General features: G+C 45.9%; 26 protein-coding genes. 20 read left to right on the top strand and 6 right to left on the bottom strand.

What is annotated here, in order from left to right:
- Positions 1 to 16: 16 nt before the first annotated feature.
- Complete coding sequence (locus AC3IRK_RS10540; RefSeq protein WP_131502662.1) at positions 17 to 220, bottom strand: YlaI family protein; 204 nt, start codon at positions 218 to 220, stop codon at positions 17 to 19.
- Positions 221 to 336: 116 nt separating this feature from the next.
- On the opposite strand from AC3IRK_RS10540, the gene AC3IRK_RS10535 reads away from it, so the two are divergent.
- Both AC3IRK_RS10535 and AC3IRK_RS10530 read left to right on the top strand, forming a co-directional pair.
- Entirely contained in the window at positions 337 to 789 is a 453-nt protein-coding gene (locus tag AC3IRK_RS10535; RefSeq protein ID WP_131502661.1) for a PNPOx family protein, read from the top strand.
- Positions 790 to 828: 39 nt separating this feature from the next.
- Positions 829 to 2,145: a PhoH family protein gene (locus AC3IRK_RS10530; RefSeq protein WP_131502660.1), complete on the top strand. Its 1,317-nt coding sequence runs from the start codon at positions 829 to 831 to the stop codon at positions 2,143 to 2,145.
- A 79-nt stretch (positions 2,146 to 2,224) separates the two neighbouring features.
- Here the strand turns inward: AC3IRK_RS10530 and AC3IRK_RS10525 are convergent, their stop codons facing one another.
- On the bottom strand, positions 2,225 to 2,686 hold the full coding sequence (locus tag AC3IRK_RS10525) for a hypothetical protein (RefSeq protein ID WP_188004536.1): 462 nt from the start codon (positions 2,684 to 2,686) through the stop codon (positions 2,225 to 2,227).
- Between the two features lie 122 nt (positions 2,687 to 2,808).
- On the opposite strand from AC3IRK_RS10525, the gene AC3IRK_RS10520 reads away from it, so the two are divergent.
- The 4 genes from AC3IRK_RS10520 (at position 2,809) to AC3IRK_RS10505 (ending at position 9,322) form a co-directional block, all read left to right on the top strand.
- Entirely contained in the window at positions 2,809 to 3,087 is a 279-nt protein-coding gene (locus tag AC3IRK_RS10520) for an Fpa/YlaN family protein (protein WP_014970798.1), read from the top strand.
- A gap of 77 nt (positions 3,088 to 3,164) precedes the next feature.
- A complete protein-coding gene (locus AC3IRK_RS10515) occupies positions 3,165 to 4,436 on the top strand; it encodes an FtsW/RodA/SpoVE family cell cycle protein (protein ID WP_188004535.1) in 1,272 nt (423 codons plus the stop codon).
- Positions 4,429 to 7,863, top strand: coding sequence for a pyruvate carboxylase (locus tag AC3IRK_RS10510; protein ID WP_489169947.1), 3,435 nt, complete (start codon positions 4,429 to 4,431; stop codon positions 7,861 to 7,863). Before AC3IRK_RS10515 ends, AC3IRK_RS10510 begins: the two co-directional genes overlap by 8 nt.
- 103 nt (positions 7,864 to 7,966) lie before the next feature.
- Complete coding sequence (locus AC3IRK_RS10505; RefSeq protein ID WP_131972472.1) at positions 7,967 to 9,322, top strand: cryptochrome/photolyase family protein; 1,356 nt, start codon at positions 7,967 to 7,969, stop codon at positions 9,320 to 9,322.
- A 63-nt stretch (positions 9,323 to 9,385) separates the two neighbouring features.
- Here AC3IRK_RS10505 and AC3IRK_RS10500 read toward each other — a convergent pair whose 3' ends face one another.
- A complete protein-coding gene (locus AC3IRK_RS10500; RefSeq protein WP_114595409.1) occupies positions 9,386 to 10,279 on the bottom strand; it encodes a COX15/CtaA family protein in 894 nt (297 codons plus the stop codon).
- Positions 10,280 to 10,604: 325 nt separating this feature from the next.
- Here AC3IRK_RS10500 and cyoE point away from each other — a divergent pair, with 325 nt between their 5' ends.
- The 9 genes from cyoE to AC3IRK_RS10455 all read left to right on the top strand — a co-directional run bounded on the left by cyoE (position 10,605) and on the right by AC3IRK_RS10455 (position 17,898).
- The gene (cyoE, locus tag AC3IRK_RS10495; RefSeq protein ID WP_188004533.1) at positions 10,605 to 11,537 is read left to right on the top strand and encodes a heme o synthase; all 933 of its coding nucleotides are present in this window, start codon (positions 10,605 to 10,607) and stop codon (positions 11,535 to 11,537) included.
- A 64-nt stretch (positions 11,538 to 11,601) separates the two neighbouring features.
- Positions 11,602 to 12,633, top strand: coding sequence for a cytochrome c oxidase subunit II (gene coxB / locus AC3IRK_RS10490; RefSeq protein WP_114595411.1), 1,032 nt, complete (start codon positions 11,602 to 11,604; stop codon positions 12,631 to 12,633).
- A gap of 34 nt (positions 12,634 to 12,667) precedes the next feature.
- Positions 12,668 to 14,536, top strand: a complete 1,869-nt coding sequence (gene ctaD / locus AC3IRK_RS10485; RefSeq protein WP_026827913.1) for a cytochrome c oxidase subunit I — start codon at positions 12,668 to 12,670, stop codon at positions 14,534 to 14,536.
- A 1-nt stretch (position 14,537) separates the two neighbouring features.
- Positions 14,538 to 15,167: a cytochrome (ubi)quinol oxidase subunit III gene (locus tag AC3IRK_RS10480; RefSeq protein ID WP_012370856.1), complete on the top strand. Its 630-nt coding sequence runs from the start codon at positions 14,538 to 14,540 to the stop codon at positions 15,165 to 15,167.
- A gap of 1 nt (position 15,168) precedes the next feature.
- On the top strand, positions 15,169 to 15,498 hold the full coding sequence (locus AC3IRK_RS10475) for a cytochrome C oxidase subunit IV family protein (protein WP_131972474.1): 330 nt from the start codon (positions 15,169 to 15,171) through the stop codon (positions 15,496 to 15,498).
- Between the two features lie 130 nt (positions 15,499 to 15,628).
- Entirely contained in the window at positions 15,629 to 16,534 is a 906-nt protein-coding gene (ctaG, locus tag AC3IRK_RS10470) for a cytochrome c oxidase assembly factor CtaG (RefSeq protein ID WP_114595413.1), read from the top strand.
- An 18-nt stretch (positions 16,535 to 16,552) separates the two neighbouring features.
- Entirely contained in the window at positions 16,553 to 17,014 is a 462-nt protein-coding gene (locus AC3IRK_RS10465) for a DUF420 domain-containing protein (RefSeq protein WP_114595414.1), read from the top strand.
- Between the two features lie 12 nt (positions 17,015 to 17,026).
- Positions 17,027 to 17,632, top strand: a complete 606-nt coding sequence (locus AC3IRK_RS10460) for an SCO family protein (protein ID WP_114595415.1) — start codon at positions 17,027 to 17,029, stop codon at positions 17,630 to 17,632.
- An 8-nt stretch (positions 17,633 to 17,640) separates the two neighbouring features.
- Entirely contained in the window at positions 17,641 to 17,898 is a 258-nt protein-coding gene (locus AC3IRK_RS10455) for a hypothetical protein (RefSeq protein WP_114595416.1), read from the top strand.
- Between the two features lie 157 nt (positions 17,899 to 18,055).
- Here the strand turns inward: AC3IRK_RS10455 and AC3IRK_RS10450 are convergent, their stop codons facing one another.
- Together AC3IRK_RS10450 and AC3IRK_RS10445 are read right to left on the bottom strand one after the other, a co-directional pair.
- Positions 18,056 to 18,406, bottom strand: coding sequence for a YugN family protein (locus AC3IRK_RS10450; protein WP_012370850.1), 351 nt, complete (start codon positions 18,404 to 18,406; stop codon positions 18,056 to 18,058).
- 110 nt (positions 18,407 to 18,516) lie between these two features.
- Positions 18,517 to 19,284 (bottom strand): ATP-grasp domain-containing protein, encoded by a 768-nt coding sequence (locus AC3IRK_RS10445; protein WP_233494513.1) that lies wholly within the window; start codon positions 19,282 to 19,284, stop codon positions 18,517 to 18,519.
- 101 nt (positions 19,285 to 19,385) lie between these two features.
- Between AC3IRK_RS10445 and AC3IRK_RS10440 the strand changes: the two genes are divergently transcribed.
- Genes AC3IRK_RS10440 through AC3IRK_RS10420 form a run of 5 tightly spaced genes read left to right on the top strand, consistent with a single transcriptional unit; the run spans position 19,386 to position 22,219 of the window.
- Positions 19,386 to 19,826 carry a YlbF/YmcA family competence regulator gene (locus tag AC3IRK_RS10440; protein WP_131972476.1) on the top strand — a complete coding sequence of 147 codons (441 nt, stop codon included), beginning with the start codon at positions 19,386 to 19,388 and terminating at the stop codon, positions 19,824 to 19,826.
- A gap of 25 nt (positions 19,827 to 19,851) precedes the next feature.
- The gene (locus AC3IRK_RS10435; protein ID WP_114595418.1) at positions 19,852 to 20,109 is read left to right on the top strand and encodes a YlbG family protein; all 258 of its coding nucleotides are present in this window, start codon (positions 19,852 to 19,854) and stop codon (positions 20,107 to 20,109) included.
- A 54-nt stretch (positions 20,110 to 20,163) separates the two neighbouring features.
- On the top strand, positions 20,164 to 20,733 hold the full coding sequence (gene rsmD / locus AC3IRK_RS10430; protein ID WP_489169946.1) for a 16S rRNA (guanine(966)-N(2))-methyltransferase RsmD: 570 nt from the start codon (positions 20,164 to 20,166) through the stop codon (positions 20,731 to 20,733).
- Entirely contained in the window at positions 20,730 to 21,224 is a 495-nt protein-coding gene (gene coaD / locus AC3IRK_RS10425; protein WP_131972478.1) for a pantetheine-phosphate adenylyltransferase, read from the top strand. Before rsmD ends, coaD begins: the two co-directional genes overlap by 4 nt.
- Positions 21,221 to 22,219, top strand: coding sequence for a SepM family pheromone-processing serine protease (locus AC3IRK_RS10420; RefSeq protein WP_489169945.1), 999 nt, complete (start codon positions 21,221 to 21,223; stop codon positions 22,217 to 22,219). The genes coaD and AC3IRK_RS10420 overlap by 4 nt, the downstream gene beginning before the upstream one ends.
- Here AC3IRK_RS10420 and AC3IRK_RS10415 read toward each other — a convergent pair.
- Positions 22,192 to 23,343 (bottom strand): tRNA(Met) cytidine acetate ligase, encoded by a 1,152-nt coding sequence (locus AC3IRK_RS10415; RefSeq protein WP_214852768.1) that lies wholly within the window; start codon positions 23,341 to 23,343, stop codon positions 22,192 to 22,194. The genes AC3IRK_RS10420 and AC3IRK_RS10415 overlap by 28 nt on opposite strands.
- Between the last annotated feature and the right edge of the window lies 1 nt (position 23,344).

Here is a 23,344-nt window from a genome sequence, read left to right as displayed (position 1 = left end):
AAAACCAAAGTAGTTTTTACCATCTTTTTTTAGTTGTCGCCCAGGTCGGATAGAGGTTGAACTGTCCTGTTTCTTGCCGCGCAACGGTCCGCTTTGTGATACGTTCATGGCATTCATCGCATATGTAGACGCGCACTGGTTTGTTTCGCAATCTTTTGGCTGTGAAGGACCAGTCGTCGATGGTTTCTCGTTTATCGCAGATGGTGCATTTAACACGCATGGTAGGTCCTCCTTTTTTTCTTAGTATATCATATTTAAGAATTATTCAACTTGAAAAAGGGATGCGTTTATTCGATATCGAATAGTAATAAAATAAGGAACGGAGGGGGTGGTATCATGGCAAATAAAGTGGAACATCGTCTGAGTGAACAGCAGATGAAGGCATTAACAGATTTACCACTCGTGTTTTTAATCACACATGATCAGAGCAAAAGCTGGCCGATTACACATGCCATCAGTTGGGTGTACGCAAAAGATGAAACAACGATTCGTTTTGCGATTGAAGCGGATTCGTTACTTGTCAAAACGTTAGCTGATCATCCCGTTTTTACACTTATTTTCTTTGCCGATCAATCAACGTACAGTTTAACGTGTACGGATGTCGCAGCCTGGGAAACGAACAATCGATTACCTTTACAGGTAGCGTTGTATGAAGGACAGATTCAAGAAGTCCGCGATATCTTATTCTACGGGGCCGCCGTGTCGGACCGGCCGCGTGTTCATAAAACGTATGATGAAGCAGCAGCTCTGAAACTTGATCAACAAATTCAGGATATTTTAAAAGGATAACATTCATCAAAACTCGACTCTAAAGGAGCGAACGATGGAATGAAAAAAATATATGTGCTCGATACCAATGTCATGCTACATGATCCGTTGTCTCTGTTTCAATTCCAGGAGCACGATGTCGTGATTCCGGCCATTGTCTTAGAAGAATTGGATGGGAAAAAACGGAATATGGATGAAGTCGGACGAAATGCACGGGAAACGGCGCGGATTCTTGATCAATTACGGGAAACCGGACATCTCCATGCCGGTGTTCCGCTCGGGAATGGAGGGATTCTACGGGTTGATATCGGAGATTCCATCAGTGAAGTTTCACCGTTCACGCATGAATCAAACGACAACAAGATTCTTGAACTGGCCTGGTCGATTCATCGGGAACAAAAAGAACAACAAAGCGGGCGGGATGTCATCCTGGTCTCGAAAGATATTTTAGTCCGGGTGAAAGCGGATGCGTATGGGTTAGTCGCAGAAGATTACTTGACGGATCATATCGCTGACCTGACAGGACTATATACGGGTTTTGTTGAACTGGTCGTTGATCAAGAATACATCGATTCTTTTTATCAAGATAAACGATTGTCAGTCGATGTTCTTCCGGAAAAAGTGCATCCGAATCAATTCGTCATTTTAAAGAGTAATGTGTCGAAAGCATCTGCCATTGCCGTCGTCGATCAAGAAATGCCGATTATTCGGGCACTATCACTCGACATCGATCAAGTCTGGGGTGTCGTTCCGCGAAACGTCCAACAGCGAATGGCATTTGAACTGTTGCTTCGGGATGACGTTCCACTTGTCACACTCGTCGGGAAAGCGGGAACCGGAAAAACATTACTGGCACTCGCGGCGGGGTTATTGCAGGTCGAAGATGAACACCGGTATAAGAAATTGGTAGTTGCGCGGCCGGTTGTGCCGATGGGCAATGATATCGGATATTTACCGGGGGAGATGGAAGAAAAACTCCGGCCTTGGATGCAGCCGATTTATGATAACTTGGAACATTTGTTCAACACGAGTTCCGGTGACGAACTAGGAAACATTTTGGCAGGGATGAAATCGATTCAACTGGAAGCCCTGACCTATATCAGAGGACGGAGTATGCCGGGGCAATTCATCATCATCGATGAAGCACAGAATCTGACGAAACATGAAGTGAAAACGATTTTGACCCGTGTCGGTGAAAATTCTAAAATTGTCTTAGTCGGCGACCCCCAACAAATCGACCATCCGTATTTGGATGAGTATTCGAACGGGTTGTCTTATGCAGTCGAACGATTGAAAGGTGAAAAGATGACGGGGCATGTCAAACTCGTTAAAGGCGAGCGGTCAAGCCTGGCCCGCTTGGCAGCAGACTTACTCTAAGCAAACGCGACAAAAAAGCCGTTTCTGTTTCCTTCACGTTAAGAAGGCACAGAAGCGGCTTTTTATATCTTTTTTTAGATCATACTACAGTTATAAGAGTCACAGAGCGGACGATTTGATCACGGTAAAGCAGATGGACAGGACCATCGCTTAACACTTTTCCGTCTTTTGAAAACTGTAAGTACAGTTCCGGTAACGTATTCAGATCAAGTTCAACCGTTTCCGTTCCTTCGAACCGTAAAGCGGCTGCGCCTTCGAACGGCTCGGCATTTTGAATGAACGGTGCAAGCGGCATGGCAAATGACCCGCGCAAGGCGGCATCTTTTTCTTCGCGCGTCATCGGTTTGTTATGGTCAGTCCGGCTGCCTTCCGTAATTCCTTTATCCCAAGCGGCCCCCATCTTGGCATAATAAGCTTCTTGTGCGTTATCTCCGACTTCTTTCCCAATGTGGTCGACTTCAATCTTCCGTTCATCGAAGATCCAAACCGTTGGGTCGATCGTCAGTGGATAGCGGACGTTACCTGTAATCGGAAAAATCATCATTATTCCCCCTAAATGTATGAGTCGTGCAAATCCATTATACCGAAACGTTGAATTGTTGGCGAAAGTAAGGTAAAGTTTAGCTATAACAGGAACGCGTCATTTGATGAGGAGGGATTGGATTGTCAACTGAAATCGGGACAGTTCATCGCCAGCGCGCTCTTGAGCTACTAGAAGCGGATGCCCATAAAATCCGCCGGTTGATCGAGGTCCAGCTTGCGAATTTAACGATGCCACAATGTCCTCTGTATGAGGAAGTATTGGATACACAAATGTTCGGATTGTCACGCCAAATTGATTTTGCCGTTCGTCTCGAACTGATTGATGCGAGTGAAGGAAAACAATTACTCGACTCATTAGAACAGCAATTATCTGATTTACATGATGCGGAGACGTGCTGATTTTCTACTCAAACGTGAAATGCGGCGTTTGGGTATTTTTTTTTAGAACTAGGAATTAGAAAAAGGACGTGTACATAATGCAATCGAAGTTTAAGGAAAAACGTGCGTTTTTTGATTATCGCCTCTTCTTCACGATGCTGATTCTGATGGCGATCAGCACGGTGATGGTTTACAGTGCCAGTGTCTGGAACGGTGGCGATTACGCAAACACCTCATTTTTTGAGAAACAATTGATGTTTGATGTGATGGCGATTGCTATCTTCTTGTTTGTCGCCCATCTGAATCATGAGATTTTCCGAGGACCATTGGTACGGTTGGCTTTATATGTCATCACGTTCGGTATGTTGACGGCAACGCTGTTTGCTACACCGTTGAACGGGGCGCGTGCCTGGTTGAATTTCGGGATTTTCTTGATTCAGCCGATCGAGCTGTGTAAATTTGTTCTCGTCATCGGTCTTGCCAACTATTTTGATCAAAAACATAAAGGGCAGATGAATGGTGTGATTGGAATCGTCCACCACTTCATTCATCGTCAAATCGCACCGGATTCATCCGGCAAGCGGATTTTGCTCAGTTTCACGGACTGGATTTTGATTCCGTTCATCGTGTTGCTCGCCCCTTATGCCATGATTATCCGGATGCAACCGGATGATGGCGGATTATTCATTTTACTCTTAATTACGGCGATGATTTGGTTTGCAGTCGGATTACCGCGCGGCTATATCGCTGTTGCCATTGTATTCGCAGCAGGAGCCGCTCTGTATGCCTGGAACAATTTTTCCGCCAATCAGATGGAACGAATCAATGCCATCTTCAATCCCTTTCTGGATGCGGAAGGAAAAGGGTATCAATTGATCAATTCGGTCATCTCGATTGCCCACGGAGGATTCTTTGGAGTTGGTTTAGGGAATAGCTTTCAAAAGTACGGTTATCTGCCGGAACCGGAGACCGATTATATCATGTCGATTATCTCGGAAGAACTCGGATTCGTCGGAGTCCTGATTGTGCTGGGGTTGTTGTTCTTTTTAATGTGGCAAGGTGCGCTCATTGCCCGGCAATCGGCTTCCATCTACTCGAGCATGGTGGCATTCGGCATTTCGTCCATCATCTTTATTCAAACCGGCATCAATATCGGAGCGATGTCCGGTCTGTTTCCGGGGACCGGTGTGACGTTACCGTTCATCAGTTACGGCGGGTCTTCGCTTCTCGTCATGAGTACGATGCTTGGTGTCGTGGCAAATATTTCGATGCAAAACAAGCACCGGATAGCGTATCATAAAGAAGTACAGGAAGCACGAAAGATGAGTGCTACGAGTTCATTACCTAAAGGGGGAGCATCAGTTGACTAAAATCAAAAAGATTCTTGTCGCCAACCGCGGAGAAATCGCGATTCGCGTATTCCGTGCGGCAACCGAACTTGGGATTCGGACAGTCGCTATTTATTCACGAGAAGATAAGGGATCGCTTCACCGGTATAAAGCAGATGAAGCATACCGGATTGGCGAGGGGAAAAAGCCGATTGAAGCGTATCTTGATATCGAAGGAATCATCGAGACTGCGAAGAAAGCGGAATGTGATGCAATCCATCCCGGGTACGGTTTTTTATCAGAAAATATTGAACTCGCTACACGATGCCGCGAAGAAGGCATTATTTTCATCGGTCCCCGAGAAGAACATCTCTACAGTTTTGGCGATAAAGTCCGTGCGCGGACGACGGCCATTGAAGCCGGTTTACCTGTTATTCCGGGTACGGATGGTCCGATTACATCAATTGATGAAGCGTATGCTTTTGCTGAAAAGGCCGGTTATCCATTGATGGTCAAAGCTTCTTTAGGCGGCGGTGGACGCGGTATGCGTGTCGTCCGGACCGAAGAAGAGTTACCGGACATGATTGAACGGGCAAAATCGGAAGCCTTAAAAGCATTCGGCTCAGACGAAATATACGTTGAGAAATTGATTGAACGTCCAAAACATATTGAAGTTCAAATCATTGGAGATGCCCATGGCAACATCGTTCATTTGTTCGAACGTGATTGTTCAGTGCAACGCCGACACCAAAAAGTTGTCGAAGTCGCGCCATGTGTCACGTTATCAGATGAGGGGCGCCAAAAGATTTGTGATGCAGCTGTCACATTGATGAAGCACGTCGGTTATGAAAATGCCGGAACGGTTGAATTTTTGGTGACACAAGACGAATCATTCTATTTCATCGAAGTCAATCCGCGTGTTCAGGTTGAACATACGATTACGGAAATGATTACCGGGATTGATATCGTTCAGACACAAATCCGAGTCGCGGAAGGGGAATCACTACATAGTAAATTAGTGGGTATTCCTGCACAAGAAGAGATTCAAATGTTAGGTTTCGCCATCCAAAGCCGGATTACATCAGAAGATCCGGAAAACGGCTTCTTGCCGGATACGGGCAAAATCAAGGCCTACCGTTCACCAGGCGGTTTTGGTGTTCGTCTCGACGGTGGAAATGCCTATGTCGGTGCTGAGATTTCACCTTATTACGATTCTTTACTCGTTAAGATTTCGACACACGGCTTAACCTATGATCAAGCCGTTGCAAAAATGAGCCGGAACTTAAGCGAATTCCGAATCCGTGGCATTAAAACCAATATTCCATTCTTAAGTAATGTATTGAAACACCATGCGTTTATCAGCGGTGATTACAATACGTCGTTCATCGATGATACAAAAGAATTGTTCATCTTCCCGAAACGACAAGACCGTGGAACGAAGCTGCTGACGTATATTGGAGAAGTATCTGTCAACGGTTTCCCCGGAATCGGAAAAATCGAAAAACCGATTGCCCGTGACGTCCGGATTCCAAAAGATCTGCCTGCCGACTATCAAGCAGGAGCTAAAGCGATTCTTGACGCGGAAGGACCATTTGGTGTCATCAACTGGCTAAAAGCACAAGAACGCGTCCAATTGACGGATACGACATTCCGGGATGCCCACCAGTCGTTACTTGCGACGCGGATGCGGACGAAGGATTTAATCGCCATCGCGGAAGCGGAAGCTAAACTGTTACCGGAACTCTTCTCAGTGGAAGCTTGGGGTGGAGCAACATTTGATGTGGCATACCGGTTCCTGTCAGAAGATCCGTGGGTCCGTTTGATGCAATTACGCGAAAAAATGCCGAATGTTTTGATTCAGATGTTGTTACGCGGAGCCAATGCAGTCGGTTATAAAAACTATCCGGACAATGTCATTCATGCCTTCGTAAAAGAAGCAGCCCAAGCAGGTGTCGATGTGTTCCGAATCTTCGACAGCTTAAACAATCCGGAATCCATTCAGCTTGCGATCGATGCTGTCTTGCCGACGGGAAAAATCGCCGAAGCAGCAGTTTGTTATACAGGCGACTTGTTCGATGCGAACCGTCCGAAATATCATCTACCGTATTACGTCAAGCTGGCGAAACAGCTCGAAGCGAGTGGTGCTCATATCATTGCCATCAAGGATATGGCAGGATTACTGAAACCGGAAGCCGCTTATGCTTTGGTCTCAGCATTAAAAGATGCTGTTGATTTGCCGATTCATCTGCATACGCATGATGCAAGCGGAAACGGAATTTACACGTATGCCCGGGCTGTCGATGCCGGAGTCGATATCGTGGATGTCGCTGCTTCAAGTATGGCCGGTCTGACAAGTCAGCCTGCCGGAGGAAGTTTGATTCATGCATTAAGCGGTCATAAACGTCAGCCGCTCGTATCTGTCCAAAAATTCGAACAAGTGTCGGACTATTGGCAGGATGTACGCCATCTTTATCAAGCGTTTGAACTTGATATGTTAGCTCCGAATCCGACAGTCTATGATCACGAGATGCCGGGTGGTCAGTACTCAAATCTTCAACAACAAGCAAAAGCTGTCGGTCTCGCGGATCGTTGGTCTGAAGTTAAAACGATGTATGCCCGTGTCAACATGCTGTTCGGTGACATCGTTAAAGTTACACCATCTTCAAAAGTCGTCGGCGATATGGCTTTATTCATGGTCCAGCATCATTTGACGGAAGAAGATGTACTGGAACGTGCCAGCAATCTCGATTTCCCGGATTCTGTCGTCGAATTGATGAAAGGGGAGCTTGGGACGCCACCAGACGGTTTCCCGAAACAAGTCCAGGCGGCAATCCTCAAAGGCGTCGAGCCGCTGACGGAGCGTCCTGGAAAAATGATGGAGCCACTCAATTTTGATGCCATCAAGCATGAACTGTTCGAAAAACTGGAACGTCCGGTGACGGAGTTTGATGCCTTGGCATACGCTTTGTATCCGAAGGTATTCCTCGATTACAGTTCGTACGTTGCACGATATGGTGATATTTCAGTTCTCGATACGAGCACGTTCTTCCACGGCATGCGTCTTGGGGAAACGATCGAGGTCGAAATCGAGCGCGGAAAAACGTTGTATTTGAAGTTGATTCAAATTGGTCAACCAAACGATCATGGTGTCCGTGTCATCTACTACGAGATGAACGGTGTGCCGCGTGAAGTCGAAGTAAAAGATATCAGCATTAAAGAAAGCTCATCAAGCCGTCCGAAAGCCGATCGTTCGAATCCGAAACAGATTGGTGCGTCTATGCCGGGTAGCGTCTTGAAAGTCTTAGTTGAGCCTGGAACGCGGGTTCGTAAGGGAGAGCAGTTGCTTGTAACGGAAGCAATGAAAATGGAGACGACGATTCAAGCACCTGAAGACGGTGAGATCAAGTCGGTCCACGTCAAAGAAGGCGAAGCTATCGCGAGTCAAGACTTATTGATTGAATTCATTTAACACACGAAACGTAAATCGGCATAAATACAGTATGACGAAAGCAGGCAAAACGCATGGCGGATTGCCTGCTTTTCGTTCATCATTATTTTAGGGAGGCACGAATATGAACATCATCTGCTGGATTCGAAGTGATTTTCGAATCGAGGACAATCACATGTTGGCACAAGCGGTCGACTATCTAGAAAAGGATGAACAGGCAAACGTCGAGTTCGTTTTTTGGGTGAACCCAGACTATATCGGAGAGTATGATGCGAGGCAACAATATTTCTTTCAGGCACTCGAACACTTCGCAAAAAACTGTAAAACACACGGGATGCCGATTCGATTCATCGAAGGGCAGGAAAAAGATTTTCTCGAGGCGACAGATATGGCAGATGTCTTATTGTTTAACGCTGAATATGTAGAACCGTTTAAGAGTCGTGACGACGGGATTATGAAAAAGCGGGGTGACAAAAAGTCGGAACGTCTACTTGACCGTCATCTGCTTCATCCACATGCCGTCAAAAAAAATGACGGTTCCTATTATAAAGTGTTTACACCATATAAAAATACTTTTTTGAAGAAAGATATCAGTAAGCCGTATCCGGTCAATCTGGATCTCCTGAAAGAACGTTATCATACACGACGTCAAAACAATGCATTTATGTTGGATTACTTTAAACAGGCGGCATCGGAGGCTGACTTTGGTGTAGGGGAAGAACAGGCGACGAAACGATTGCAGGCATTCATCAAAAACAATCTGTCTTCTTATGACGAGCAACGGGATCTGCCGGCGGTCGACGGAACAAGTCTGATGTCCCGTTACCTGCGGACCGGTGAAATCGGAATTCGGACAATCTATGAAGCCGTCAATCAGGAGGAAGGTTCGAAGGGAAAACAAACGTATCTGACAGAATTGATTTGGCGGGAATTTTATTACACGATTTTGATGCATTATCCGGAGTCCAAACGACTGCCGGTCAACGAGCAGTATACGAAGGTTGAATGGGAAACAGATGAGGCGGGCTTTAAAGCCTGGACAGAAGGGAAAACGGGCTATCCGATTGTCGATGCGGCCATGCGACAGCTCAACACGACGGGGTGGATGCATAACCGTCTGCGGATGATTGTCGCGTCCTTTTTGACAAAGGACTTACTGGTCGATTGGCAAAAAGGGGAGCGGTATTTCCAAAAAAAACTGGTTGATTATGAAGCCGCGTCTAACATTGGCGGGTGGCAATGGGCGGCGTCGGTCGGGACGGATGCTGTTCCTTATTTCCGAGTCTTCAATCCGACGACTCAGTCGAAGAAATTTGATAAGGATGGAACCTTTATCCGCCACTATTTGCCGGAACTCAAGGATTTACCTAAAACATCGATTCATGAGCCAACGGAACAACAACGACAAGATTACGATTATCCGATGCCGATTGTCGAGCATGACATGGCCCGAAAACGAGCGATTGCCCGTTTCAAATAAAACGTGCAAAAAAAACAGGGAGGAGGATTAAATCCTCTCCCTGTTTTTTAGTTGAAAGTCTAATCAGCGTAACCGGGAATCGTCTTTTCGCGTCCGGAATGCATGGTAGGCGAGGTAAGAGATGACTCCGAAATAGCATGTGATCAAGAATGCGTGTAATAACGGAACGTACGTGGCATGTCCACCAAGAACGATCCAGGCACCGGTTGCAACCTGACAAGAGATAAAGAAGGTTGCGAACAACATACCGGTACGCGAGGTCCGGTGTTTCAGGCGAATCGCCGTGTAGTGAACGAACAGCGTATAGAAGAACAACAGACCGGCCAAAATCCGGTGAATCATTTGAACCCACGCTTCGAACGTCATCGTCGGTTGCGAACAGACCGGCCAGCCGACGCAGGCATACGTCGCACCGACATGGCGGACGAACGCTCCGGTGTAAACGACGATTAACGTATAGATCAATAAGCCGTACAACAGTTTACGCAAGAACGCTGGGACCGATTCCCTGAATTCTTGACCGGGACGCTCCATAATCAAGATCGTCAAGATAAGTAAGGAAGCAAAAGAAATCAATGAGATTCCAAAATGGAGTGCCATGACGAGATCCGACTGTTGCCAAACGACGGCACCTGCACCGACGATGGATTGAATCAACATGAAAATGAAGGCCAGGAAAGCGAAAATCTTGATATCCAGGCGATCTTTGAAAGCGACAAGTGTCCAAAGACACAAGGCGATGATCAATAAACCGACGACTCCTGTTACTGCGCGGTGACTATACTCAATCATCGTTTCGACACTTGGATTAGTTGGAATCAATTCTCCGTGACAGAGCGGCCAATCGGTCCCGCATCCGTTTCCGGAATCTGTTTTCGTGACGGTCCCCCCCATGAGAAGAACGATCATCATCGTGAATGTGACAAATGCTGAAAAAATCGAGAGTTTTCGATTCAAAACGCAGCCACCACCTTTCTAGAGAAAATACATGATACTTGAAATACCTAGCAATAGTATCGCATAAAAAATATCGAAACGCTTGCAATCTTTTAGAAGAACGCTATTCTAATATTAGGTAAATATGGTGAACTGTGAGGTTAATCACATAGATTTCACATTTTGTTCATTATGTCGAAAGTATTTTCATACGTCATGACCTTGAATATGTGGTATCTTTTATAGAGAAAAGGACGTTTCGTGGCGTGTCTGTGTTATTTCTGTGAAGAAAATACGTGAATCCTACGTACAGAAAGAACGCGGACGGTTAGAAGGAGGAAACAACATGGCGAAAGTAAACGGGGAGACCCTGGACATCATGATCGAGCAATCGGATCAGCCGACGTTCAAGGACTATGTCACCCTAGCAAAGATGGGAATCGTTCGTGCGAATCTCATCACCGTCTTCGCAGGTTATGTCGTGGCAGCATCATACTTAACGGATGATGTTCTACTGTATTTGTGGCAGACGAAGTTGACATTATTGTGGACGCTTCTCGGAAGTGGACTGGTCATTGCCGGTAGTTGTTACCTCAATAACTATATCGACCGTGACATTGATTACAAGATGGAGCGGACGATGGGAAGACCGAGTGTTACCGGTAAGATGGATGGGCAACGGATATTGGCATTAGGACTTGGGATACTGGCTACCGGTACCGTTCTCTTGCTGATCGTTAACCATGTCGCGGCAGTTTTCGGATTGATTGGTTCGTTTGTCTACGTCGTCATCTATACGATGTGGTTAAAGCGGACACACACGATCAATACAGTCGTAGGTGGTATTTCCGGAGCAGTGCCACCGATCATTGGATTTGCGGCAGTCACTCCAACACTTCATATCGATGCATGGATTTTGTTTCTCATCATGTTCGTATGGCAACCGCCTCACTTCCTTGCGCTCGCCATGAGACGGACGGAAGAGTACCGGGCTGCCGGTATTCCAATGTTACCTGTCGTCAATGGTTTTGCGATCACGAAACGGCAAATTGTATGGTGGATTGCAGTTTTAGTTCCATCATCACTCCTCCTCGCGCATTACGGCATCATTTACATGCTTGTGATGGCTGCGCTTGGTGGATACTGGCTCTACATGGGACTGAAAGGTCTCAAAATCAAGGAAGAACAAGCTGAGATTAAGTGGGCTTCGAAGATGTTTTTCTTCTCGCTCTTTTATTTCACGGCTTGGATCGTGACGGTCGTACTCGTTTCTCTCTAAAACGATTTGACATACTTCACGGACACCATTAAGAAAGAAAAAAATTGGGGAAAAGAAAGTGGGGATGGTTGTGAAAAAATCAGGAAAAATGCTCTTCCGGCTTCTTCCGATCGGTTTGATGGCATTATTGTTATCAGGTTGTGGAATCCCGGAATTGTCCGCACTACAGCCTCGCGGGGAAGGCGCACAAATGCAACTTGAAATCATTAAGCTCAGCTTATGGGTCATGTTGTTTGTCCTTGCGATTGTAGCAGTCATCTATATTTACGTACTTATGAAATTCCGTCGTAAAGCTGGAGACAACACTGTTCCGAAACAAGTGGAAGGAAATCACACACTTGAAATCATCTGGACAGTCATTCCGATTCTCTTATTAGTCGTTCTTGCCGTACCAACCATCAAAACGACGGTTGAATTAGCAGATGCGAAAGAAGCGAAGAAAAATGAAGTCATCAACGTTACAGCAAACCTGTACTGGTGGGAGTTCGAATATCCAGACAAAGGTGTTTCAACAGGACAAGAGCTCGTTATTCCAGTCGGAAAACGTGTTGCTGTCAACTTAACTTCAAAAGACGTCATTCACTCATTCTGGGTACCTGCTCTTTCAGGTAAAACAGATACAAACCCGGGTCTTGAGAATGAAATGTGGTTACAAGCACAAGAAGCCGGTACGTACTACGGTAAATGTGCCGAGTTATGTGGACCATCGCATGCTTTGATGGACTTCAAGGTCATCGCGCTTGAACAAGATGATTATGATGCATGGCTTAAAGACATGAAATCAGCTAAAGAAGCAGAAACAAAACAATTGGATGCAAAAAATGAAAAAAACTGGACGACTGGCGAGCAGGTTTACGCACAAAACTGCCTCAGCTGTCACGGTGGCGGGAAAGTCGCGCCAAGCTTAACAAACTTTGGTGATCGTCAGCGTATCGCTGGATACCTCGATCATGACAAAGAAAATCTCGAAAAATGGATTCGCGATCCACAAAAAGAAAAACAAGGAACAAAAATGCCTGGTTTCTCTGAAGATAAGATTAGCGATGAAGAGTTAAGCGAACTTGCAGACTACCTATTGGACAAAAAGCTCCAATAATATTTAAGGGGGAATCATAGTGGGGACACATACTATGGGTATGCCGAAGAAAAAAACCGGCATCATGGACTGGCTAACGACAGTCGACCATAAAAAAATCGGGGTTCTCTATATCATCTCTGGATTGTTTTTCCTTCTGGTTGGTGGCGTAGAAGCCTTAATGATTCGTTTTCAATTGATTAAACCGATGAACGATTTCGTCAGCGGTGAATTATTTAACCAGTTGATCACGATGCACGGTACGACCATGATCTTCCTGGCAGCCATGCCGATGTTGATCGGTTATATGAACGCTGCTGTTCCGCTTCAAATCGGAGCACGTGACGTTGCGTTTCCGTTTTTAAATGCACTTGGTTTTTGGTTGTTCTTCTTCGGGGGAGTTTTGTTGAACCTGTCATGGTTCTTCGGCGCAGCTCCGAACGCAGGGTGGACAGCATATGCACCACTTTCAACTGTTCCAGAATCACTCGGTGTTGATTTCTACTCACTCGGATTACAGATTTCTGGTTTCGGTACACTCATGGGGGGGATTAACTTCCTCGTTACGATTTTGAACATGCGTGCACCAGGTATGAAACTGATGCGGATGCCGTTGTTCACATGGACAGCATTCGTTGCATCAGCATTGATCGTTTTCGCATTCCCGCCACTTACGGTCGGATTGTTCCTCTTGACGTTTGAGCGTCTGTTCGGGGCACATTTCTTCGATCCGGCAGCCGGTGGTAACATCGTCATCTGGGAACACCTTTTCTGGATTTTCGGTCACCCGGAAGTGTATATCTTGATTTTACCGGCCTTCGGTATCTTCTCAGAAATCATTCCTACTTTTGCCCGTAAACGTCTCTTCGGTTATACGACGATGGTCTTTGCGACAATGTTAATCGGTTTCTTAGGATTCATGGTTTGGGTTCACCACATGTTCACAGTTGGACTTGGTCCGGTTGCGAACGCAATCTTCGCGGTTGCGACAATGGCTATCGCCGTTCCGACCGGGGTTAAAATCTTTAACTGGCTCTTTACGCTATGGGGCGGTAAATTGACGTTCCCAGTTGCGATGCTCTACTCGGTTGCCTTCATCCCATCGTTCCTTGTTGGTGGTATGACAGGGGTCATGCTTTCTGTTGCTCCTGCCGATTATCAGTACCATGACAGCTACTTCGTAGTTGCCCACTTCCACTACGTTATCGTTGGTGGAGTTGTCTTCGGTCTCTTCGCAGGTCTGTACTACTGGTTCCCACTCATGTTCGGGAAACAGCTCAACGAGTTCTGGGGTAAAATTCAATTCTGGTTGTTCTTCATCGGCTTCCACTTGACGTTCTTCCCACAACACATTCTCGGTCTGACTGGTATGCCACGTCGTGTCTTCACGTACTTGCCAAACCAAGGCTGGGAAACAATGAACTTACTGTCATCAATCGGAGCAGCCTTCATGGGTGTCTCGACAATCGTTCTTGTCGTATCCATCGTTGCGGCATTGATGTCAAAAGAATACGTTAAACGTGACGTCTGGGGCGACGGTCGTACCCTCGAGTGGACACTTCCTGTCCCAACTCCAGAGTACAACTTTGCACAGATTCCACTTGTTAAAGGTCTTGACACATACTGGCTCGAAAAAATGGCTGGAAACAAAACGGTTTCGGTTTCGGAAGAAGTCGGCGATATCCACATGCCGAACAACTCGATCCTGCCATTCGTCATGTCTGTCGGTTTATTCCTTGCCGGTCTCGGATTCATTCTTCGCCTTGACTACGGTACAGTAGGTCTGATTATCGCCTTGATCGGTCTTGCGATGACACTCTTCGCAATGTTCCTCCGTTCTTGGATTGACGATGAAGGATACTACATCCCGAAAGCGGAAATCGAAAAAGATCTACGCCTTGAAGCTGAAAAGGAGGCGAAGTAAGATGGGACATCATTCAGTACCAAACAACCCGATTACGGGTATTCCGGATCATGTTGAAAAAGCAACACTTGAGGGTAAGAATAAATATGTAGCCTTCTGGTTCTTCCTTGGAGGAGAGACGACATTGTTCGCTTCTCTCTTCGGGACGTACATCGGGTTGCACAACTCCGGTGCGAAAGAAGGATTACGCAGTTACGATATTTTTGAAATGGGTCTTGTCTTCATCATGACGATGCTCCTTCTCACAAGTTCACTGACAAGTGTTCTTGCGATGATGGCGATGAAACGTAATGATGTGAAGAAAATGAAAATGTGGTTGATCATCACGCTTGCACTCGGTTTAGGGTTCCTCAGCGGTGAGATTTATGAGTTCAACCATTACTACCACATCGGTCACACGTTTACTTCAAGTGCCTTTGGATCTGCCTTCTACACATTGGTTGGATTCCACGGAGCACACGTTTTGTTCGGTCTCCTCTGGATCTCTACATTGTTGATTCGGAACTGGAATCGCGGGATTACGGTCGTTAACGCACCGAAGTATTATGTTTCAAGTCTTTACTGGCACTTCATTGACGTCGTCTGGGTCTTTATCTTCTCAGTCGTCTATCTCATGGGGATGGTGAAATAAGATGGAAAAACACGAACCGCAATTAACACGTAATCAAGTTGAACTCGAGATGAAAGCAGATCGCAGCCGCGAGATGCAGTTGCAACTCACAAGTTTCGCTTTGATGATCTTTCTCACACTGATTGCTTTTGGTGCGGTCATGGCAGAACTCATGCCACATTGGGCAGCCGGTGGATTCCTGATCATCATGGCAATCGTGCAAGTGTACCTCCAACTTTATATGTTCATGCACATGAACAATAAAGGAAATACATGGATCAAAGTCATGATGGCACTCGGTATCTTCGTCGCCTTGACGATCGTCGCGACACTCCGTCTTTTGATCTGGTAATAAATTGTGACCATTCTGCTAACGTTTAGCAGGATGGTCTTTTATTTTGGAATCGTTTTATGAGAAACCTTTACAATGAAATAGGGGAACGGTAATCTTAATCTGTAGGAAAAAGGAACGGGGTGAAAACATGTTAGGCAATTTAAGGGGATCTTTATCACAATTCGACTGGACGGTTTTATGGAGTCCATATTATGCATTACTTTTGATTGGTATATATGTTTTATACGCTGTCTTGACGGAAAAGATTCGTCGACCCGATGAAGCTGAGACGACGCTAGGGCAGAAGTTTTCGATGCTTGCGGCATTATTCGTCTATTACATCGGTTTTGGCAGTCCGCTTGACGTCCTCGCGCACATCACATTCTCTGCCCATATGCTGCAGATGGTATTCGTGTATATGGTGGCGCCACCGCTCTTGATGATGGCGATTCCAGGGTGGGTATTCAAACGGTTGTTTGAGGTGCCATATCTCGGACGGACATTACGATTTTTCATTTTGCCGTTGATTGCACTGATTTTGTTTAATTCCTTGTTCACGTTTTACCACATGCCATTCATCTTTGATTATGTCTTGACGAATTATACGGTGCACCGGATTTTCCACGGAACACTGATTTTCCTCAGCATGACGATGTGGTATCCGATCATTGCACCCGTCAACGAAGAAGACAGTTTGTCGGACTTGAAGAAGATGGTGTATATCGTGGCGAACGGTGTATTGTTGACACCAGCGTGTGCGTTCATGATCTTTAGTCAAAGTTTTCAGTACGATGCCTATCAGGATCCGGCTACTTTTGCGAAAGTATTAGCATACTGTATGCCGAATAATGATTTAAGTGGACTCAACATGGAACGACTATTCGGAACAACAAAAGATTTGCTTGAGGACCAGCGTTTTGGCGGAGTTCTCATGAAACTCGGTCAAGAATTAGTGTACGGGCTGTTCTTTGGTCTGACGTTCTTTACATGGGTCAGACGTTCTAAAAGTACTGCTGTCGATGAAGGTATGTCCTTCTCGCCAAAAGCGGATTAAATTGGGGGAAGTTGGAACATGAGTTATTTGCCGTTGATTTGTGTCTCGTTGATTGTCATCAGTGCGATTTTTGTCGCAATCGGTTGGTTTTTGATTGCGCAGACACGCCGGAATATGAAAGCACACCAATTCGTGATGACGATTGCTGCTGCGTTAGCTTTACTCTTCTTCATCATGTATGCGTTACGAACGATTTTATTGGGCAACACTGCATTTGGAGGACCCGATACGATTAAACCGTACTATACTGGATTTTTGATTTTCCATATCCTGCTCGCCACATCAGGTGGTGTCCTTGGACTGATGGCTCTTTTCTTTGCTTATAAGAAAAACTTTGCGAAACACCGTAAAATTGGTCCGAAAGCATCGGTCATTTGGTTTTTAACGGCGATTACAGGTGTTATCGTCTACTGTCTTTTATACGTGGTCTACGAGCCGGGAGAGACAACAAATGTGTTTCGGGCAATCTGGAACCATTAAGGAGGTCTTGATTTGAAGAAAAACAGTTATTTGACTGTCGCCGCAGTCGTATTGATTTTAGTGGCTGCAGCAGGCGGATATTATTATTTTTTCATGAAAGAAAAATTACCTGTCATTGCGGAACCAACTCCGTTTGAATTGACGAATGCAGTCGATGGAAAGCAGTTTAGTTCGGAAGATGGAAAAGTCAAAGTCTTGACGTTTTTCTACTCGAACTGTCCGGACATCTGTCCGTTGACGTTAAACGATTACCGCAAATTAGAAAAACAGTTACGTGCTGAAGAATTGTACGGAACAGATGTTGAACTTGTTGCGGTTACGGTCGACCCGAAAGTGGATACACAAAAAGTCCTGAAAAAATATGCGTCCAACTTCGAGGCGAATGCAGAAGGCTGGAAAGTCTTGACGGGAGACGATGTCGTCATCGATCGTCTGACACGCCAATTGAATTTCTATTATTCAAAAGCAGAAAGCGGCTTGGTCACACACGGCACGCAGATGTTCATCCTTGATCGGGATAATAAAGTCCGGGCGATTTCTTCGATGGCAAAAACGACAGACGAACCGGTTGACTTAGAGGAAGTAATGACATCGGTCAAACAACTTGCGAAGGAGTGAATACCGTGATGGAACAGCAGTATGAAGTAACAGGCGAAGTGACGGTCTCCGTACAAGCGATTGAAGAACTTTTACTCTGTACAGTCCTTGATTTCGGCGCAACTGTAGCACGGATCAAACGATTATCCGGAGACTCGATTTCATTCAGCTTGAAAGTCCAGGTCGACGCCACCCGGCTTCCGGGTTTGTATCACTATTTGCGTGAACAAGTAAACCTCCAATTAGGGGAAGATGTGCTCGACTATCTTCAGTTGGTGGCCAAGTAACCGGAACCCATCGATTCCAGCGGGATGTCCGGAAAAAGTAAAGGAGGCACTTTCTCGGTTCATGAGAAGGTGCCTCCTTTTTACAACCTTTTTTAAGAAATGGATATGCAAAAAAAAATCAAAATCCACGAAAGGTGAATTTTGATTCGTTTGATGCTTATTTTTCGAGCGTTTCAAGTAGTGCAGTCAAGCGGCGTTCGCAGTCTTTGACGATTTCAGGAGGGAACTCCTCATCGTACTCGACGCCGTGCGGATAGTAATGTTTTCCGAGTAACGGTGTCAACATCCGAACGACTGCTTGACGGTCCTCGATCTCACCTTGAATGGCATAGACCGGAATACGGAGGTAAAATACCTCGCCCGTCGATTGTTTTTCGTACTTCATGTCATACATGGCACGCTCATAATCCCATTGTCCTTCACGGACGAAACGGTGATGCGCCATAATCGTTTCGAGTAACCCAAACTTCATTTCCTTATTTTCGATTCCGAACTGTTCAAACTTCATGTGTGAATCCCCCTATACCCCAGTTTGCTAGCGTACACTAGTCTTTCCAAGCTATCATACCATAATGAAACAACCGATAAAGAAAAAGTTGTGAAGTCAATTTGAAGAATTCATGAACTTCCGTATTTTCGCTCAACGTATTCAAGAATCGTATCCGGTGCATGGATGCCGAGATGATTTAACCCTTCTCCGCCAAAGAAAACGTTAAATTCAAGCACATAAATATGACCGTCCCGGAAAATGAGATCAAATCCGGCATGATCGATATCAAGTTGCTTAGCGAGCGTCAGCACAAAGTCAAGTGCCTCCTGTGGAATGTTCTCGAAATCAAGGACACCCCCTTGAGCGACGTTATTTAAGAACTCGGTACCGCCGACCCGCCAGTAGGCAGCGAGAACGTGATCGCCGACGACGACGACACGTAAATCCTTTTCATTCGGAATATATTCCTGTACATAAAACGTATCATGTTGCGCCACGTATTTATCCCAGTCCGCGTCATTTTTGATCAGATGGACGCCTTGACCCATGGAACTGCGGACGGTCTTGGCGACGAACGGAAAACTGAACTGATCGAGTACACGGGAAATCGTGAATTCGTTTTTTCCGTAAATTTCTGTCCGGGGAATATTATCGGGAATAACGGTTTTGAAAATCCGTGTCATTTCGATTTTATCGTGACCCAAATGGAACGTCGCTGCCGAAGGGAAAATCGGTTTTTTCATTCCATAGATGATGGAATGAATCTGCCAGTATTCCGGGAACAAGATGACATCCGCCTGGGCGATTTTATTTAATGAATCAAAATGATAATCCGACTTCGCATGTTCGGTTTTGATTCCAATCGTCCGGAACATGTTAAATGATAAAAATTGCATACAATTCATTCCTTCCTTCTGAACAAATTATACACAATTCAGCGTGCTAGGAGCGAGATAAATGTTATGATATGATGGTTAAGTTAAGGAGGAGATTCGTTGTGATTTATTCAGATAAAACAGTCGACCTCATCAACGCAGCGGAAGACCTTGCATACTCTCTCTCGCAAAGCGAAACAGGTCAAGCATATAGATTAGCAAAACAGGCACGTGCAAACTCAAGACAAGCACAGGATGTGATTCGGGACTTCAACCGAATCAAGGAAGAGTACGAATTGGTGCAACGATTTGGCCGGTATCATCCGGATTATCAAACCATCACAAAAAAAGTACATGAAATTAAACGTGCACTGGATTTACAAGAGGAAGTCGCGCAGTTTAAAAAAGCTGAAAAACAATTGGAAACACTTCTCGGACAAGTCAGTCTCGTCCTGGCAGGACAAGTCTCTCCTCAAATCAAAGTACCGACCGGAAATCCGTTTTTCGATCAAGGATGCGCAGGCGGATGTTCGACTGGAGGAAGCTGCAGCTGTAGCGGTTAAGAACGACACAAGGGAGGAACGGTGTGTGATCAAGGATCGAATTGGACTTATCGTCTATGTCAATGCATTGAAAGCATCACGTCAATTGCGTCGGTTCGGAAATGTCTATTTCACTTCAAAACGGGAACGATACGTCTTTTTATACGTTGATTTGGAACGACATGAACAGGTGGTTGAACGGATTACAGAATTACCGTTTGTCGAAAGCGTCATTCGATCAGAACGACCGTTCATCAGTGAAACTTATGCAAATAAAAAAGGTAAGATACAAGAAGAAGTCTAACAGGTAGAGCGATGAGGTCATCCTCGTCGCTTTTTTGTGAAAGGATGAGAATGCATGCGGGTCATATCAGGGGAACGAAAAGGGATGCGAATCAAAGCTGTGCCTGGAGATCAGACACGACCGACGACAGATAAAGTCAAAGAGTCTTTGTTTAATGTCATCGGACCGTATTTTGACGGAGGAAAGGCACTCGATTTATTTGCCGGGAGTGGCGGTCTTGGAATCGAGGCATTATCACGAGGGTGTGATGAAGCGGTTTTTGTCGATCAACACTTTAAAGCGATTCAAACGATCAAAGAAAATTTAGAAACAACACGCTTTACAGAGCGCAGCCGCGTCTTAAAGAAGGACGTGACGGTGGCATTATCGGAACTTTCGGGCGATTCACCTTTTAAACTGATTTTTCTTGATCCACCGTATGCGAAGGAGCAACTTGCTGACCAAGTGGCGTACATAGATCAACATGACATGCTGACAGACAATGGCGTCATTATTTGTGAACATGGAACGGAGACGGAGTTACCGGATGAAATCGGTCGTTTACAGGTCATCAAACGTCTGCGGTACTCTACGGTCATCTCAATTACATTGTATGAATTTACAGAACTGGAGGAACAAGCATGAAACGAATCGCCATCTGTCCCGGGAGTTTTGATCCCATCACGAACGGACATCTTGATATCATTGAACGGGCAGCACCAATCTTTGACGAAATAATCGTTGCCGTACTGAACAATTCCTCCAAGCAACCGCTGTTTTCGGTGCGTGAACGAATGGAGCTGATTTCGAAAGTGACGGAACATTTACCGCACATTAAAGTCGATTCCTTTAACGGGTTACTCGTCGATTATGCTTCGGAGGTCGGAGCCGACGTCATCGTCCGTGGATTACGTGCCGTATCGGATTTTGAATATGAAATGCAGGTCGCCTCAATCAATAAAAAAATGAATGATCAAATCGAGACTTTGTTTATGATGACAAATAACCAATATTCGTTTTTGAGTTCATCGATTGTCAAGGAAGCCGCAAAATACGGAGCCTCCGTTGCCGGACTTGTGCCTCCTGCCGTCGAAGAAGCATTACGTCATAAATACAGCAAAGGAGAATTGAGATGAAAGCTTGGAAACCGGCACTGGCCGCTGTACTCGCAGCGATGATTGCTTTTTTTGTTCCGCTTCCGTATTTTATCTCTTATCCCGGAGATGCGACCTCGACGGAGCAATTGATTGATGTCGAAGGAGCGACGAAGGAGCCGGGGGATTTAATGATGTTAACGATTGCCCAGCGCCGGGCGACTCCGTATTTTCTCGTAGAGAGCCTATTTTTGCCGTTTGCGGATCGTTCGAGTGTCAGTGACTATTTGTATGACGGTGAGTCGGATACGCAGTATGAGAAACGTCAGAAGCTTTACATGGAAGAAGCCCAGCATAACGCGACGATTGAAGGGTATGAGCTCGCAGGGAAGAAGGCGACGGTCGATTTCAAGGGCATTTATGTAACTGGCATCATTCCGGACGGTCCGGCAGACGGGAAGTTAAAAGCGGGGGACCAAATCACGGCGGTTGGTGACGAAGCGATTACTTCATTGAGCGGATTCATGGAAACGATCAGCAGTAAAAAAGCTGGGACGGAAGTAGAGTTGACGTTCCTACGAAACAAAAAACAACGACAAACGAATATCAAAGTCAGTCAGCTGACGAAGGAATCAGAGCGAGTTGGACTGGGGATTTATGAGCCGCTTCCGATGTCTTCGGTAAAGACGGATCCAGAAGTCGATTTTAACGTCAAGGATGTCGGCGGTCCGTCGGCTGGGATGATGTTTACACTCGAGATTTACGACCAACTGACGAAGGGTGACTTAGCGAAAGGGTATAAAATTGCCGGGACAGGTACGATTGAAGAAGGTGGAAAAGTCGGTCCAATCGGCGGCGCCTGGCAAAAAGTTGTGGCAGCAGACGAAGCGGATGCAGAAATCATGTTTGTCCCGTCCGGTGAAAATTACAAAGAAGCTAAACCGTCCATAAAAAAAATCGAGACGAATATGAAACTCGTCCCGATCAAGACAGTGGAAGATGCACTGGATTATTTAGAAGCGTTGCCGGCGAAATGAGCAAAACGGCGATGCTCTTCGAGTGCGTCATAACGAGCCAAGGGCACAGCATAGGCTGCTGTGACTTGGCTTTCTTTGATGAGCCAAGGATGTTTCTCGAATGTCGAGATGACCGGGACCCGTTGTTTGATTTCGCGTAAAGCGAGGCGTCCTTTATCATTGAATGCTAACGGACGCACATAGTCAATCCGGTCAAATGCAATCTCATCAATCTCATTTGCCTTAGTTGAAGTCAATACGTAAATCAGGGCGCGTTGAAGGCTCGTCCGGGTATAACGACGCGTTTTGACAGCAGCCATGAAGTCGTCAAACGTCTCGTTTTTGCGTGCTCCTTCAATCAATCGCGGAGCCAAGGAAGAATCAATCCCGTTAAATTGCGTTAAATCATCGAGACTGGTTGTCAGAAGGCGGTGGCGGATAAACGGATAGTAGGGCTCAAATGAAGCGAAGACCGCGTTCTGCAGCGTCTCAGCGGTCAGTGCCGGCAAACCGATTAACGAGTGGTGTTTGGCATAGTAGGCGCGGATGGCCGTCGCACTCATGATGTCACCGATCGAAAGGTCATGATAGCCGCTCCCGATTCGTTTAGTCGTGTGTAAGGTAATCGTAGAGGCAGCCCGTGCGTAATAGTAGCCGAGGGTATTATTCGGCGTCGTCAAGTCCAGGGTTGTCGTCATTTCCCGAAATGCTTGGCTGGCGGCTGTTGCCGAAGACAGTCCGCGCGCTAATCCTTGTTGGACCAATTCTTGATAACGTGGACTCGCTTCATGATTTTCAGCAGCGGCATGGATGAAAGAGGCTAACTGACCACATTCGCTCCCGAACGATAAAATTTCGGCTCCGATGGTCTCCGCAATCGTTACCCCGCCGAGGGCGAACCGGTCAGCCCGTTGGACAGCGAAATAAAATGGAAGTTCGAGAACGAGATCGATTTCACCACTTGCGACAGCTGCTTGCGCGCGCGACCATTTATCTGTAAAGGCCGGTTCCCCGCGTTGTGTGAACGTCCCGCTCATGATCGCAACGATCAAATCAGCACCGGTTTCCTGGCGTGCGATTTTGGCTTGATAAAGGTGTCCATTGTGAAACGGATTGTACTCAGAAATAATTGCAGTCATTCTCATG

It is taken from the genome of Exiguobacterium sp. GL_137 (genome assembly GCF_057834585.1).
The sequence above is the reverse complement of the archived record's forward strand: the minus strand, read 5'-3'. Positions and strand labels throughout refer to the sequence as shown.

Coding starts and splice junctions, on each gene's coding strand:
- AC3IRK_RS10540 (WP_131502662.1), bottom strand. CDS start 220: ATGCGTGTTAAATGCACCATCTGCGATAAACGAGAAACCATCGACGAC.
- AC3IRK_RS10535 (WP_131502661.1), top strand. CDS start 337: ATGGCAAATAAAGTGGAACATCGTCTGAGTGAACAGCAGATGAAGGCA.
- AC3IRK_RS10530 (WP_131502660.1), top strand. CDS start 829: ATGAAAAAAATATATGTGCTCGATACCAATGTCATGCTACATGATCCG.
- AC3IRK_RS10525 (WP_188004536.1), bottom strand. CDS start 2,686: ATGATTTTTCCGATTACAGGTAACGTCCGCTATCCACTGACGATCGAC.
- AC3IRK_RS10515 (WP_188004535.1), top strand. CDS start 3,165: ATGCAATCGAAGTTTAAGGAAAAACGTGCGTTTTTTGATTATCGCCTC.
- AC3IRK_RS10505 (WP_131972472.1), top strand. CDS start 7,967: ATGAACATCATCTGCTGGATTCGAAGTGATTTTCGAATCGAGGACAAT.
- cyoE (WP_188004533.1), top strand. CDS start 10,605: ATGGCGAAAGTAAACGGGGAGACCCTGGACATCATGATCGAGCAATCG.
- coxB (WP_114595411.1), top strand. CDS start 11,602: ATGGTTGTGAAAAAATCAGGAAAAATGCTCTTCCGGCTTCTTCCGATC.
- ctaD (WP_026827913.1), top strand. CDS start 12,668: ATGGGTATGCCGAAGAAAAAAACCGGCATCATGGACTGGCTAACGACA.
- AC3IRK_RS10480 (WP_012370856.1), top strand. CDS start 14,538: ATGGGACATCATTCAGTACCAAACAACCCGATTACGGGTATTCCGGAT.
- AC3IRK_RS10475 (WP_131972474.1), top strand. CDS start 15,169: ATGGAAAAACACGAACCGCAATTAACACGTAATCAAGTTGAACTCGAG.
- ctaG (WP_114595413.1), top strand. CDS start 15,629: ATGTTAGGCAATTTAAGGGGATCTTTATCACAATTCGACTGGACGGTT.
- AC3IRK_RS10465 (WP_114595414.1), top strand. CDS start 16,553: ATGAGTTATTTGCCGTTGATTTGTGTCTCGTTGATTGTCATCAGTGCG.
- AC3IRK_RS10455 (WP_114595416.1), top strand. CDS start 17,641: ATGGAACAGCAGTATGAAGTAACAGGCGAAGTGACGGTCTCCGTACAA.
- AC3IRK_RS10450 (WP_012370850.1), bottom strand. CDS start 18,406: ATGAAGTTTGAACAGTTCGGAATCGAAAATAAGGAAATGAAGTTTGGG.
- AC3IRK_RS10445 (WP_233494513.1), bottom strand. CDS start 19,284: ATGCAATTTTTATCATTTAACATGTTCCGGACGATTGGAATCAAAACC.
- rsmD (WP_489169946.1), top strand. CDS start 20,164: ATGCGGGTCATATCAGGGGAACGAAAAGGGATGCGAATCAAAGCTGTG.
- coaD (WP_131972478.1), top strand. CDS start 20,730: ATGAAACGAATCGCCATCTGTCCCGGGAGTTTTGATCCCATCACGAAC.
- AC3IRK_RS10420 (WP_489169945.1), top strand. CDS start 21,221: ATGAAAGCTTGGAAACCGGCACTGGCCGCTGTACTCGCAGCGATGATT.
- AC3IRK_RS10415 (WP_214852768.1), bottom strand. CDS start 23,343: ATGAGAATGACTGCAATTATTTCTGAGTACAATCCGTTTCACAATGGA.